Source organism: Aminobacter sp. LjRoot7 (genome assembly GCF_964252895.1).
GTDB classification, from domain to species: Bacteria; Pseudomonadota; Alphaproteobacteria; order Rhizobiales; family Rhizobiaceae; genus Aminobacter; species Aminobacter aminovorans_B.
This window is the reverse complement of sequence record NZ_CAXUPX020000002.1, coordinates 540459-554705: the sequence shown is the minus strand read 5'-3', so window position 1 is coordinate 554705 and position 14247 is coordinate 540459. Positions and strand designations below refer to the sequence as shown.

At 64.1% G+C, this 14247-nt stretch carries 11 protein-coding genes; 9 read left to right on the top strand and 2 right to left on the bottom strand.

What is annotated here, in order from left to right:
• Positions 1 to 123: 123 nt before the first annotated feature.
• From rplI to ACSQ3E_RS08340, 3 genes are all read left to right on the top strand, one after another.
• Positions 124 to 702, top strand: coding sequence for a 50S ribosomal protein L9 (rplI, locus tag ACSQ3E_RS08350; protein ID WP_310324657.1), 579 nt, complete (start codon positions 124 to 126; stop codon positions 700 to 702).
• A 155-nt stretch (positions 703 to 857) separates the two neighbouring features.
• The gene (locus tag ACSQ3E_RS08345) at positions 858 to 2165 is read left to right on the top strand and encodes a class I SAM-dependent methyltransferase (protein WP_436122318.1); all 1308 of its coding nucleotides are present in this window, start codon (positions 858 to 860) and stop codon (positions 2163 to 2165) included.
• An 84-nt stretch (positions 2166 to 2249) separates the two neighbouring features.
• Complete coding sequence (locus ACSQ3E_RS08340) at positions 2250 to 2573, top strand: YnfA family protein (protein ID WP_436122500.1); 324 nt, start codon at positions 2250 to 2252, stop codon at positions 2571 to 2573.
• A gap of 39 nt (positions 2574 to 2612) precedes the next feature.
• On the opposite strand, the gene ACSQ3E_RS08335 is transcribed toward ACSQ3E_RS08340, so the two are convergent.
• Entirely contained in the window at positions 2613 to 4952 is a 2340-nt protein-coding gene (locus ACSQ3E_RS08335) for an autotransporter outer membrane beta-barrel domain-containing protein (protein ID WP_436122317.1), read from the bottom strand.
• Positions 4953 to 5535: 583 nt separating this feature from the next.
• Here ACSQ3E_RS08335 and ACSQ3E_RS08330 point away from each other — a divergent pair.
• The 4 genes from ACSQ3E_RS08330 to purF all read left to right on the top strand — a co-directional run bounded on the left by ACSQ3E_RS08330 (position 5536) and on the right by purF (position 10871).
• Positions 5536 to 7032, top strand: a complete 1497-nt coding sequence (locus ACSQ3E_RS08330) for a replicative DNA helicase (RefSeq protein ID WP_436122316.1) — start codon at positions 5536 to 5538, stop codon at positions 7030 to 7032.
• 253 nt (positions 7033 to 7285) lie between these two features.
• On the top strand, positions 7286 to 8689 hold the full coding sequence (radA, locus tag ACSQ3E_RS08325; RefSeq protein WP_310324647.1) for a DNA repair protein RadA: 1404 nt from the start codon (positions 7286 to 7288) through the stop codon (positions 8687 to 8689).
• A gap of 28 nt (positions 8690 to 8717) precedes the next feature.
• The gene (locus ACSQ3E_RS08320; protein WP_310324645.1) at positions 8718 to 9320 is read left to right on the top strand and encodes a CvpA family protein; all 603 of its coding nucleotides are present in this window, start codon (positions 8718 to 8720) and stop codon (positions 9318 to 9320) included.
• 81 nt (positions 9321 to 9401) lie between these two features.
• Positions 9402 to 10871 (top strand): amidophosphoribosyltransferase, encoded by a 1470-nt coding sequence (gene purF / locus ACSQ3E_RS08315; protein WP_436122315.1) that lies wholly within the window; start codon positions 9402 to 9404, stop codon positions 10869 to 10871.
• A 26-nt stretch (positions 10872 to 10897) separates the two neighbouring features.
• Here the strand turns inward: purF and ACSQ3E_RS08310 are convergent, their stop codons facing one another.
• On the bottom strand, positions 10898 to 11320 hold the full coding sequence (locus tag ACSQ3E_RS08310; protein WP_436122314.1) for a DoxX family protein: 423 nt from the start codon (positions 11318 to 11320) through the stop codon (positions 10898 to 10900).
• 188 nt (positions 11321 to 11508) lie between these two features.
• Here ACSQ3E_RS08310 and ACSQ3E_RS08305 point away from each other — a divergent pair, with 188 nt between their 5' ends.
• On the top strand, positions 11509 to 12255 hold the full coding sequence (locus ACSQ3E_RS08305) for an SDR family NAD(P)-dependent oxidoreductase (protein WP_436122313.1): 747 nt from the start codon (positions 11509 to 11511) through the stop codon (positions 12253 to 12255).
• A gap of 196 nt (positions 12256 to 12451) precedes the next feature.
• A complete protein-coding gene (locus ACSQ3E_RS08300; RefSeq protein WP_436122312.1) occupies positions 12452 to 14218 on the top strand; it encodes an SLC13 family permease in 1767 nt (588 codons plus the stop codon).
• Positions 14219 to 14247: the final 29 nt, after the last annotated feature.

Sequence of the window (14247 nt, the reverse complement as noted above, 5' to 3'; positions counted from 1 at the left end):
TTTCTGAGGAAATCCTAACTGCCGCGACAGGCAGGACAGCGAAACCGGCGGCAACGCCCTCATTGCTTCCTTGCCCGTTGAATTTTTTCCGCTGCCTTTGCAGCCAACGAAAGGACAAGGACAATGGACGTCATTCTCCTCGAACGCATTTCCCGCCTCGGCCAGATGGGCGACACCGTCAAGGTCAAGGACGGCTTTGCCCGTAACTTCCTTCTGCCCAAGGGCAAGGCGCTCCGTGCCAACGAAGCCAACAAGAAGAAGTTCGAAGGCCAGCGCGCTCAGCTGGAAGCCCGCAACCTTGAGCGCAAGTCGGAAGCCCAGCAGGTCGCCGACAAGCTCGACGGCAAGTCGTTCATCATCGTGCGTTCGGCTGGTGAAACCGGCCAGCTCTACGGTTCGGTCTCGACCCGCGACATCGCCGATCTGCTGATCGCCGAAGGCTTCACGATTGCCCGCAACCAGGTCGAGCTCAACCAGCCGATCAAGACCATCGGCCTGACCAACGTCGCCATCGCGCTGCACGCCGAAGTCGAAGTCACCATCACCCTGAACATCGCGCGCACGGCCGACGAAGCCGAGCGTCAGTCGAAGGGCGAGACGCTGACGACCGCCGAAGCCATCTACGGCGACGACATCAACGAAAACGCCCGTCCGGACAGCTTCTTTGATCCGAACGAAGACGGCGAAGGCGACGAAGGCTGATCTAAGCCTCTGTCCCAAACCAGTTTTCTGGCCAGTTTTCTGGACCAAGCCCGGATGGCAACATCCGGGCTTTTTTTGTGCCAGGCGTGGAACTTGGCAGCGTCGCCCCTATCTTGAGAGACGGACTACACGACTGACCTTTTCGCGAGCACGCCATGAATATGTTGTTGCAACGCATCGTCGGGAAGCTTGTGCGCACCGGCAATCTGACAGTCACCGGCCCCAACGGTCGATCGCACCGTTTCGGCGATGACACGGGCGACCCTGTCCACCTCCTGATCAAGACGCGGCGTGCCGAAAGCGCCATCACGCTCGACCCGATGCTCGCCTTGCCCGAGGCCTACATGGACGGCGATGTCGACATCGTCGGCGGCGACGTGCTCGGGCTGATGCGGGTCGTGTTCCAGAACCTCGGCAATGGCAGCATAGATACCGCCTGGACCAAGGCGCTTGACGGCCTCCGGCTTGCCTTCCGCCGCTTCCAGCAGGTCAACACCGCCGCCCGCTCCAAGCGCAACGTCCAGCGCCACTACGACCTGTCGGGCGAGCTCTACCGGCTCTTCCTCGACACCGACATGCAATACTCCTGCGCCTATTTCGCCGACCCCGAAATGACGCTGGAAGAAGCCCAGATCGCCAAGAAGGCGCATATCGCCGCCAAGATGCGGATCAGGCCCGGCCAGTCGGTGCTTGACATCGGCTCCGGCTGGGGCGGGCTCGGGCTCTACCTTGCCCGGACCTTCGAGGCGCAGGTGCTTGGCGTGACTTTGTCGACCGAGCAGCATGCGGTTGCCACCGAACGGGCCCAGGCCGAAGGGCTCGAGAACCAGGTCCATTTCGAGATCAGGGACTATCGCAATCTGGTCGAGCGTTTCGACCGCATCGTCTCCGTCGGCATGTTCGAGCATGTCGGCGTCAACCACTACCGGACCTTTTTCGACAATGTCGCCAAGCGCCTGAAACCAGACGGCGTGATGGTGCTGCATTCGATCGGCCGCGCCGGCCCGCCGGCCTCGACAAGCGCCTTCATCCGCAAGCACATCTTCCCCGGCGGCTATATCCCCGCCTTGTCCGAGGTGCTGCCGGCGATCGAAAAGGCCGGCCTGATGGTCACCGACGTCGAGATCCTCAGGCTGCACTATGCCGAGACGCTGAGGCATTGGAGCCTGCGTTTCGCCGCCAACCGCGACAAGGCCAAGGCGATCTATGACGAACGTTTCTGCCGGATGTGGGAGTTCTATCTCGCCGCGTCCGAGGCGGCCTTCCGCTGGCAGGACCTGATGGTCTTCCAGATCCAGCTCAGCCACCGCAACGACACGCTGCCGCTGACCCGCGACTATATCGGCAAGTGCGAGAAGGCGCTGGCCATGCACGAGATGGGGCACCGCCAGACAAAGCTCGCCTCGGAAGTCGAACCTGCCACCAAGACCAACCGCCGCAAGAAGGTCGGCGACAAGGAGTAGGACGCAGCCAACCGACGTCGGGCCTTGCGCCTCATGCGTCTCCCATAGGAAAAAGCCCGTCTTGCCATGAGCCGGGCTTTTTTCATGACCTATGCCATCTACGCCGCCGCTGCCCTTGCCGAGATCGCCGGCTGCTTTGCCTTCTGGGCCTGGTGGCGGCTCGACAAGTCGCCGCTCTGGCTCGCGCCCGGGCTCGTCGCGCTGGTCGCCTTCGCCTGGCTGCTTGCCCTTGTCGAAGCCAACACCGCCGGCCGCGCCTATGCCGCTTATGGCGGCATCTACATCGCGGCGTCCTTGTGCTGGCTATGGCTCGCCGAAGGCATCCGCCCCGACCGCTGGGACATGATCGGCGCCGTCATCTGCATCCTCGGCGCCTCGATCATCCTGCTCGCCCCGCGCGGAGCCTAGGATTTCAGGCGCGCCCGGCCGAAGCGGGGCGCGACTTCGTCACCATTTGACCTGCAGGCCGATATTGCCTTCGAAGGTGCGGCTACGCTCGCCACCCAGATTGAAGGTGTAGTCGGCCACAGCAAAGGCACTGACCTTGTCGGTGAAGGCGTGGCTTATGCCGGCGCCGAGCTCGAGCCTGGTGCCGCCCGTCTCGATCCGGATCGCGTCGCTGTCGAAATAGGTGACGTCCTCGCCGTCAAAGCCGTGCCAGAGATTGGCCTTGAGATAGGGCTTGAGCTGGCCCGAGGCGGTGTCGAATGTACCCTGTAGGCGGGCGCCGATGCGACCGGTCACGCCACGCCCCTCGTCGAAGCGCACGCCCGACAAGGTGTCGTTGGCGTCGTCCAGGGAAACATCCTGCCAGATGATCTGCGCCTGCGGCTCGAGCATCCAGCCTTCGGTCAGGGCGATCGGCGCTCCCGCTTCCAGCGAGGCGGTCACGACGCGGCCGTCGGCATCGATGCCGATGGCGCGGTCAGAGCTTGCATCGCCGCCGAGCCACGTTCCCATCAGCACGGCATCGACATACCAGCCGCCGGCCCCGACATGGGTGTAGTAGCCGCCGACGCTGTAGGCATCGAGGTCGAGCTTGCCTGCGGCAAGGTCGGCCTGGCCCTGGACCGCACCGCTGATATCGGCGTTGAGACTGGCGTAACCGAGGAACATGCCGGCGGCATTGCGCGCCCCGGCTTGGGTCTCGCCACGCCAGAAATCAAGGCCGGCCTGGATGCCCAAGGTCGTGCTGTCGGCCGAAGGCGATACCGTGCCGGCCCAGTCCTGCCTGGCGCTTGAGCCGAAAACCCGCCCCCATGTGGTCGAAAAATCATCGCCGCCTGCAAGGAAACCCTGTTCGCCACGACGCTCATGGAAGGTGCCGAGCGTCGCCAGCGCGACGTCGCGGGCCATTGGCGGCATCACCGAGTAGACAGCCGTCTCGGGCCGGATCAGCGGGATGCCGGGCTCACTTGGGTCAACCGGGTTGATCAACTCGGAGCGCAGGTACCAGTTCTCGCCCTGCCCCGCGGCATCGCCTCGGAACAGCAGATATTCGTAGGCGCCATAGGCCACCGGACTTGCCAGCGTGAAGGCACCAGTGTCGGTGGTGCCGCCCGATGTCGTTTCGACCACCAGGATGCCGTCGGCATCGGTCTGCTGGCCAGTGCCGCCGAGATTGACCACGATGATGCCGGTTGAGCCGCTGGCGTTGCCGCCCTCGATCACCAGCTTGTCGGACGGCGCGCCGTCACCGGCGACGACCGTGTCCAGCCTGAGATAGCCGCCGGCACCGATGTAGTTGCCAATGACGGTAAAGGTGTCGGCGGCACTGGCCGCACCATTGGTCAGGTCGACGGTGCCGGCGTTGGTCAGCGTCACCGCATTGCCCGAGGCGCGCACGGCGGCATTGACGCCGGCACCGGCAAACAACGTGCTCGACGCGTCGATGTTGAAGTTGCGGGGCGCCGATGTCGCGTCGCCAAGAACAAAATCGCCATCCAGCGTGAAAGCCGACCCCACCGTCAGGTTGACGGTTTCCCAGTTTAGGTAGCGCGCCACTGTCGCGGACTGGGTGTTGTCGAATGTCAGCGTGTCGATCGAGTTGATGACGGCATTCGTGCCGCCATCGATGACCTGTCCGGCGGCAAAGCTCGCCTCCGTCAGGCCGCGCAGCAGCGCCGTGTCCTGGCCCGTGCCCATCGTGACATTGCCGCCAATGCTGCCGCCACCCAGCCAGCGGAAGGTGTTGTTGCCGTTACCCAGATTGACGAACGTGCCGACAGCGGCGGTTCCGGAAATTTCAAGCAGGTCGTTGCCCTGCACCGCGACGATGGAAGTGTCGACGCTGCCGCCCGACATCCGCATCTCGTTGTTGGCCTGCTCGAGATTGACGTTGCCTATCCGCCCGCCGGTCATGGTGACGAAATCGCCGGCGAAAAACTCGCCGATGATGTGGCCGCCGCTGATGGTTGCAGTATCAAGCGCACTGCCCTGGTTGAGCGAGTTGATCACGCCGCCAGTCATGATGAACACATCGGCACCGCCGCTCTGGTTGACGGCGCCATCTATGGTTCCCGAATGGATTTCGACCCGATCGGCAAAATTGCCAAACACCACATCGCCAGTGATGGCACCCGTGCCACCCGCCGGCATTGTCAGCGTGTTGGTGCCGTCAGTGTCGGTCAGTCCGCCGCTGGCGCCGCTGTCGCAGACATAGATGCTGTTGCCGACGGTCGGCGTCAGGACGCAGGCGGCCAAGCCGGCCTGCGTCGAACCCAACAGAACCATGGCCGTGGATGCCAGCCAGCCGATTCGAGCCGACGCCGGGCGAAGAATGTGCATGTTGCCTCCTCAAGCAGACGAGGCCCGCGCCGCAGCAGCGCAGAATCGGCCCCGGGTAGCCCTCGGACATATGCTTCGCCATGTGCCGCATCGCGATGAACAAGCCCTCGGTACGGCAAGGATCAGCGAATGTCCTGACAAAATCAACAAGCAATGTATACAAACTACCTCTGGATAGTGCTGAGCAGCTTCTTGGTAAACAAAACGGTCGGCAGAATATTCCTGTTTTGTTCCTTCCGATTTCCGGCTACAATCGCGTCGATTCGTGTCGACCGGTTTCAGTCGCAGGCGGCTGCGCCGTGGGTAGTTGGCTCGCAGGAGGCATCTCTTCCCCGGTGGTTCAATGCCCCTGCTGCGCGCAGTTCGGGTCTGAGGATTCGATGGTTTTGGAGAAATTCGCGAGCCAGGATTCGGCAACAGTCAAATTGATTCCGGCAGTAGGACTCATGTCCTGTGGATGGTTTCGCCCAGCCTGTGAATTCTTGAGCAAACTGGCCTTGAAACCCAGCTAAAGCAGATTGAGCCAGCAATTCGATATCGGACTCTGCTACGGGGAGTATCTGGTTCAGCGACGGGGACGACATTGGCAGAGGCAGCGCGCAAATTCGAGGTGGCGGAAGCGACCCCGCTCTATCGGGAAGCCCCCAACAACATCGAGGCCGAGCAGGCTTTGCTCGGCGCCATGCTGGTCAACAACGACGCCTTCTACCGCGTCTCCGACTTCCTCAAGGCGACCCACTTCTACGAGCCGCTGCACCGCAAGATCTTCGAGGTTTCCGCCGAGCTCATCCGCATGGGCAAGATGGCGAACCCGGTGACGCTGAAGACCTTCCTGCCCGCCGACGAAAAGGTCGGCGACATGACGGTTATGCAGTATCTCGTCGCCCTTGCCGCCAACGCCGTCACCGTCATCAACGCCTCCGACTACGGCCGCGCCGTCTATGACCTCGCCACCCGCCGCGCGCTGATCACCGTCGGCGAGGACATGGTCAACATCGCCTATGACGCGCCTGTCGACATGTCGCCGGCCGAGCAGATCGAGGACGCCGAGCGCCGCCTGTTCGAGCTCGCCGAAACCGGCCGTTATGACGGCGGCTTCGAAAGCTTCTCCGACGCGGTCAAGACCGCCATCGACATGGCAAGCGCCGCCTTTATGCGCGACGGCCATCTTTCCGGCGTCGCCTCCGGCCTGCACGACCTTGACGCCCGCATGGGCGGCCTGCAGTCTTCCGACTTGATCGTGCTCGCCGGCCGCCCCGGCATGGGCAAGACCTCGCTCGTCACCAACATCGCCTTCAACGTCGCCCACGCTTATGTACCGGCACAGCAGGCGGACGGCTCGTTCAAGGCCGAGAACGGTGGCGTGGTCGGCTTCTTCTCGCTCGAAATGTCGTCCGAGCAGCTCGCCACCCGTATCATTTCCGAGCAGGCTGAGGTGCCCTCCTCCAAGATCCGCCGCGGCGATCTCACCGAAGCCGACTTCGAAAAGCTGGTCAGCTGCACCCAGACACTGCAGAAGATCCCGCTGTTCATCGACTCCACCGGTGGTATCTCGATCGCCCAGCTCTCGGCGCGCGCCCGCCGCCTCAAGCGCCAGCGCGGCCTCGACCTGATCATCATCGACTATATTCAGCTGATGCAGGGTTCGTCCAAGTCGTCGCAGAACCGCGTCCAGGAAATCACCGAGATCACCACCGGCCTCAAGGCGCTGGCCAAGGAACTCAACGTCCCGATCATCGCGCTGTCGCAGCTGTCGCGTCAGGTCGAAAGCCGCGACGACAAGCGCCCGCAGCTCTCCGACTTGCGTGAATCGGGCTCGATCGAGCAGGACGCCGACGTCGTGATCTTCGTCTTCCGCGAGGAGTATTACCTGCAAGGCAAGGCGCCCGACCAAGGAACATCAGAGTACGAGGAGTGGCGGCTGAAATTCGAAAAAGTGAAGGGCAAGGCAGAGGTGATTGTCGCGAAACAACGTCACGGCCCTACTGGGACGGTTTCGCTTGGCTTCCAGGGTGAGTTCACCCGCTTCTTCGACCTCGCGCCTGAAGATCATCTGCCGGACAGGTTCGGGGAAGAATAGGCTTTGTCGCACGCGGCATTCCTTCGCACCCTCCTCTGGTCTGCCGGCCATCTCCCCAGCAAGGGGGGAAATCAATCGCGTCGCCGGCGGCGGTCATCCTGCGCGCTTGCAACTGCAGGCTTTGCAAGGTTGGTGATTGGCCCCAGCGCCGAAGAAGGCGTGATCTCCCCCCTTGCGGGGGAGATGGCCGGCAGGCCAGAGGGGGGTGCGAAAAAGCCCAGCCTCTCCCAATCAGCATTGCAGTACCCCACCCATGGCTAAAGCCCGCGTTCAATTCATCTGTCAGAACTGCGGTGCCGCGCATCAGCGCTGGGCCGGCAAGTGCGATTCCTGCGGCGAGTGGAACACGCTTGTCGAGGAAGGCACGGCCGGCGGCATCGGCTCAGGTCCGGGTTCGCTCAAGAGCGCGCGAAAAGGCCGCCCGGTTACCCTGACCTCGCTCGACGGCGACATCGAGGATGCGCCGCGCATCGTCTCTGGCATCGGCGAACTCGACCGAGCCACCGGCGGCGGTTTCGTGCGCGGCTCGGCGCTGCTGATCGGCGGCGATCCCGGCATCGGAAAGTCGACGCTACTAACCCAGGCGGCGGCGGCACTCGCCGCGCGCGGCCACCGCGTCGTCTATGTCTCGGGCGAAGAGGCGGTTGCCCAGATCAGGCTGCGCGCCCAGCGCCTCGGCGTCGCCTCGACACCCGTCGAGCTTGCCGCCGAGACCAATGTCGAGGACATCCTCGCCACCATCGCCGACGGCAAGCGGCCGGACCTCGTCATCATCGATTCGATCCAGACCTTGTGGACCGACCTCGCCGATTCGGCGCCGGGCACGGTCACCCAGGTGCGCGCCGCGTCCCAGGCGATGATCCGTTACGCCAAATCGACAGGTGCAGCAGTCGTACTCGTCGGCCATGTCACCAAGGAAGGCCAGATCGCCGGTCCCCGCGTCGTCGAACACATGGTCGACGGCGTGCTCTATTTCGAGGGCGAAGGCGGCCACCATTTCCGCATCCTGCGCACGGTCAAGAACCGCTTCGGCCCGACCGACGAGATCGGCGTCTTCGAGATGTCCGACAAGGGCCTGCGCGAGGTCGCCAACCCCTCCGAGCTGTTTCTGGGCGAACGCCATTCCAAGGCGCCCGGGGCTGCGGTCTTTGCGGCGATCGAAGGCACCCGTCCCGTGCTGGTCGAGATACAGGCGCTTGTCGCCGCCTCCAGCCTGGGCACGCCGCGCCGCGCCGTCGTCGGCTGGGATTCGTCGCGCCTGTCGATGATCCTCGCCGTGCTCGAGGCGCATTGCGGCGTACGCTTCGGCCAGCACGACGTCTATCTCAACGTCGCCGGCGGCTACCGCATCTCGGAGCCTGCGGCCGACCTCGCTGTGGCTTCCGCACTGGTTTCATCGCTCACCGGTATTGCCCTGCCTGCTGATTGCGTCTATTTCGGCGAAATCAGCCTTTCTGGCGCCGTGAGGCCGGTTGCGCATGCGCAGCAACGCCTTAAAGAGGCCGAAAAGTTGGGCTTCGGAAGGGCCGTGCTGCCCTCCGGCAGTGGGGAGCTCGCAGGTGGAATCGGAGCCGGATCGTTCCAGCCGACCGCACTCGCGGATCTGGTGGCGCGGATAGCCGGCTCAAGGCGAAGCCGCGCGGAAGAGACGGACTGAAACCGTCGCCATGGAGTGAGTGGACACGATGCCGATTACGCTGCTTGACGGAATTCTTGTCGGCTTCACCCTGGTCTCGGCGATGCTCGCCATGGTGCGCGGTTTTTCCCGCGAAGTGCTGTCGGTCGCCTCATGGGCCGCTGCCGCTGCTGCCGCCTTCTTCTTCTACAAGCCCGTGGTGCCTTACGTTCAGCCCTATATCGACAACGAAAAGATCGCCATGGCGGCTGCCGCCGGCATCGTCTTCGTCATCGCGCTGATCGTCGTCACCATCATCACCATGAAGATCGCCGATTTCATCATCGACAGCCGCATCGGCGCGCTCGATCGCACGCTCGGCTTCCTCTACGGTGCCGCCCGCGGCATCCTGGTTGTTGCCGTCGGCCTGCTGTTCTTCAACTGGCTGGTCGGCCCCAACGCTCCGGCCTGGGTTGCCGAAGCGAAGTCGCGCCCGCTGCTCGAGAGCATCGGCACCTCGATCGAGAACCTTCTGCCCGAGGATCCCGAGAATTCGATCCTCAAGAAGCTCAGTCCGCAGGGCGGCGAGCCCGAGGCCGGCACGGCAACGCCCCCGGCTGAAGCTCCTGCCGAAGGCGACACGCCGGCCGAACCGGCACCGACCAACAACTGATTTCGCATGAGGCGGGATGGTGCGTTGCCCTTCCCGCCTCATCGCACTATATAGCGTTTTTGCGACAAGAGGCCGCCCCCGATGGCAGACGCAGCTGACGTGCTTTCCGCGGAAGCCGATGATCATTTCCACGACGAATGCGGCGTGTTCGGCATTTTTGGCCGACAGGACGCCGCGGCAATCGTCACGCTGGGGCTACATGCGCTCCAGCATCGCGGCCAGGAGGCCGCCGGCATCGTCAGCTATGACGGTAGCCAGTTCCACGTCGAGCGCCATGTCGGCCTGATCGGCGACACCTTCACAAAGCAGCGCGTCATCGACAGCCTCAAGGGCAACCGCGCCATCGGCCACACCCGCTACGCCACGACGGGCGGCGCGGGCGTCCGCAACATCCAGCCTTTCTTCGCCGAACTCGCCGATGGCGGCTTCGCGGTTGCGCATAACGGCAACCTGACCAATGCGATGACCGTGCAGCGCGCGCTGCAGAAGCAAGGCTCGATCTTCTCGTCGACCTCCGACACCGAGACCATCCTGCACCTCGTCGCCACCTCCAAGGAACGCGACCTCAATGCGCGCTTCATCGATGCGGTGCGCCAGGTCGAGGGTGCGTTCTCGCTGGTCGCGCTGTCATCCAAGAAGATGATCGGCTGCCGCGATCCGCTCGGCATTCGCCCGCTTGTGCTCGGCGACCTCGATGGCGCCTGGATCCTCGCCTCGGAGACCTGCGCGCTCGACATCATCGGCGCGCGCTTCGTGCGCGACCTCAAGCCCGGCGAGATGGTCATCGTCACCTCCAAGGGCATCGAGAGCATCTTCCCGTTCGAGCCGCAGAAGTCGCGCTTCTGCATCTTCGAATATGTCTATTTCGCCCGCCCCGATTCCTCGGTCGAAGGCCGCAACGTCTATGACGTGCGCAAGCGCATCGGTGCCGAACTCGCCATCGAAAGCCCCGTCGACGCCGACATCGTCGTTCCGGTGCCGGATTCAGGCACGCCGGCGGCGATCGGCTTCTCGCAGCAGGCCGGCCTTCCCTTCGAGCTCGGCATCATCCGCAATCACTATGTCGGCCGTACCTTCATCTCGCCGGGCGATTCGATCCGCCACATGGGCGTCAAGCTGAAGCACAACGCCAACCGCCGCATGATCGAGGGCAAGCGCATCGTGCTGGTCGACGATTCCATCGTCCGCGGCACCACCAGCCAGAAGATCGTGCAGATGGTGCGCGACGCCGGCGCCAAGGAGGTGCACATGCGCATCGCTTCGCCGCCGACCCGCGCTTCCTGCTTCTACGGCGTCGACACGCCGGAAAAGTCGAAGCTCCTGGCCTCGCGCATGACGATCGAGGAAATGGCCGAGTTCATCCGCGTCGACTCGCTCGGCTTCCTGTCGATGAACGGCCTCTACCGCGCCGTCGGCGAGGCAAGCCGCAACGACGAGCAGCCGCAATATTGCGATGCCTGCTTCTCCGGCCAGTACCCGACCCGCCTGCTCGACCTCGAAGGCGCCGACAATGTGCGCTCGCTGTCGCTTTTGGCCACCGGCGGGCTGTAGACCCACACATTCAGCGTGCTTCCGCGTCAATGCGCGGAAGCAGCCTTGTCCTTCCAAATCAAGCTTTGCCGCAGTGCCAGCCTTTTGCCTGGGCCGTGGACGGCTGCGTAAAGCAGTCCAGCCAAGAAGGTGAAGTGATCGACGAAGAAGCCGAATTCGGCCTGGTTGCCCTGCCAGTGCGACGGGCCGTGGAAGGCGAAGGCCAGGAAGATCACATAGGCGCCGGCCAGAAGTGCCGCTTCCGAGAAGAACGCGCCGGTCAGGAACGCCAGCACCAGCCCAAGTTCAAAGAATGCCGCCAGCCAGGCCAATGGCAGGGCGAAGGGAAAGCCGGCAGCGGAAATGTAGGCGGCCGTCTCGGCCATTCCAGCGAACTTGAAGAAAGCCGCCATGCCGAATGCGCCGGCAAAGATCAGTCTGGCAACGAGGATTTCAACGGTTCTGCCCATGGGTCTGTCTCCCGTGTCATTGGCTTTCTCAACTTAGGACGCATGACGGTCGCTCTCGCCGACAGAAGCTCGCGAAAATTTCATGCGCAGCGGCCCCGAGTCGACGTTCAATCGGCCGTGCGGGGTTTTGTTCCTGATAAAATCGTCCTATCAGGCAGCGGACCGACAAGATCGAACTGGATGCCATCATGACAACCACTCCCGACCTCTCCGGCCGCATCGCGCTCGTCACCGGCGCATCGCGCGGCATCGGCTACAACACGGCCAAGCAGCTTGCCGCGGCGGGCGCGCATGTGATTGCCGTGGCGCGCACGGTGGGCGGGCTGGAAGAGCTCGACGACGAGATCAAGGCAGCCGGCGGACAGGCGACGCTGGTGCCGCTCGATCTCACCGACATGGCCGGCATCGACCGCCTCGGCAGCTCGATCAATGATCGCTGGGGCAAGCTCGACATTCTGGTGGCCAACGCCGCCGTGCTCGGCGTCATCGCCCCCATCGGCCATGTCGAGGCCAAGGTCTTCGACAAGGTCATGGCCGTCAACGTCACCGGCACCTGGCGCCTGATCCGCTCGGTCGATCCGCTGCTGCGCAAGTCGGATGCCGGCCGCGCCGTCATCGTCAGCTCCGGCTCCGCCCATTCGGCGCGTGCCTTCTGGGCGCCCTATGCCGCCTCCAAGGCGGCCGTCGAGGCGCTTGCCCGCTCCTGGGCCGACGAGACCAGGAACACCGCCTTGCGCGTCAACATCTTCGACCCCGGCACCAGCCGCACCGCGATGCGGGCGCTGGCCGTGCCCGGCGAGGATCCGGCGACCGTCACGCATCCGTCGGAGACGGCAAGCCACATCCTTGGGATGGTCGACCCCGGCCTCACCCGCACCGGCGAGATCTACCAGATCCGCGAACAGCGCTGGGTTTCCCACCAGAAGCCGGCCTGACACCACATTTCCTCGTGAAACATCGCGGCGGCAACCCTGCCATCAGGGCAACGATGTCGCCGCTGTCGCGTTGACCAAAGCTTGAGCGCATCGCAGCGATGCGTGGAATGGACGTCTTACAAGTGCCCGTCCGGGCGCTCTATGCCACCAGGCGCCCATCAGGGCGCTATATATCAACGTAGGGGACATCGGCCGCATGACCACCGACCAGATGATGTCCTTCGCCGTCATTGCGCTGATGATGGCGGCATTCGTCTGGGGCCGGTTCCGCTACGATCTCGTCGCCTGCGGCGCATTGATCGCAGCCGTTGCGATCGGAATCGTGCCGCAGGCCGAAGCGTTCAGCGGCTTCAGCGACGACATCGTCATCATCGTCGGTTCGGCACTCCTGGTCAGCGCCGGCGTCGCGCGCTCCGGCATCATGGAATATGCCATCCAGCGCTTCGCCCCCGATGTCTCGAGCGTCAGGGCGCAACTGGCGCTGCTGGTGCTCATCGTCACCATCCTGTCGGCCTTCGTGAAGAACATCGGCGCGCTGGCGATCATGATCCCGATCGCCTTCCAGTTTGCCCGCCGCTCCAACACCTCGCCCTCGGTTTTCCTGATGCCGATGGCCTTCGGTTCGCTGCTCGGCGGCCTGATGACACTCGTGGGCACCTCACCCAACATCGTGGTGTCGCGCGTGCGCCAGGAAATGACCGGCGAAGCCTTCTCGATGTTCGACTTCACCCCTGTCGGCGCAGCACTTGCGGTCTCCGGCCTTGTCTTCCTCGTGCTGTTCTACTGGCTCTTGCCGATCCGCACCCGCGCCTCGGCCTCGATCCACGAGGCGCTCGACGTCAACAACTACGTCACCGAGGCCCGCCTGGTCGCCGACTCCACCGTCGTCGGCAAGACGCTGGCCGACCTTTTGAAGCTCGGAGGCAGCCGCGCGGTGGTCACCTCGATCCTGCGTTCGCGCGCCCTGCATGTGACGCCGTTCCCCGACGTCGTGCTGCGCGAGGGCGACATCCTGCTGATCGAAGGCGCGCCTGAAGCGCTCGACCGCATCGTCACCCAGGCCAAGCTCAGCGTCACCGGCAGCCGTGATTCCGCCGGCGGCAAGCACGCGGCCACCGCCGTAGAGGCGATCATCGGCGAAAACTCCACCCTGATCGGTGGCTCGGCCCAGCGCCTGGCGCTCTATGACCGTTTCAACGTCAATCTGCTGGCGGTCAGCCGCAAGGGCGAACGCATCCAGGAGCGGCTCGGCGCCGTCATCCTGCGCCTTGGCGACGTCGTCGTGCTGCAGGGCAACCCGCAGACCATGCCCGACATATTGCGCGAGCTCGGCTGCCTGCCTTTGGCCGAGCGTCCGATCCTGCTCGGCAGTTTCAGGCGCGGCATCGTCCCGCTTGCCATCCTCGTCGCGGCGATGGGCGCCACCGCTCTTGGCCTTTTGCCGGTGCCGCTCGCCTTCTTCACCGCCGCCGTCGCCATGGTGCTGTTCCGCGTCATCCCGCTGCGCGAGGTCTATGGTGCCATAGACGGCCCGATCCTGGTCATGCTTGCCGCCCTCATCCCGGTCAGCGACTCGCTGCGCCGGACCGGTGCCACCGACATCATTTCCGCCTGGCTCGCCGAATTCGCCTCGACGTTGCCGCCTGCCGGTGCGCTGACGCTGATCATGGTCGTGGCGATGGCGGTCACGCCATTCCTCAACAATGCCGCCACTGTGCTTGTCGTCGCGCCCATCGCCGCCGGATTTGCCACCACGCTGGGCTTTCGCCCCGAAGCCTTCCTGATGGCGGTGGCGATCGGCGCCGGCTGCGATTTCCTCACTCCCATCGGCCACCAGTGCAACACGCTGGTCATGGGTCCCGGCGGCTACAAATTCTCCGATTATCCGCGCCTCGGCCTGCCGCTGTCGCTGCTTGTCATCGTCGTTGCCGTACCGATGCTGATGCTCGTCTGGCCGATGTAGGCGACACGCAAGCGTGATTGGCCGGTGAA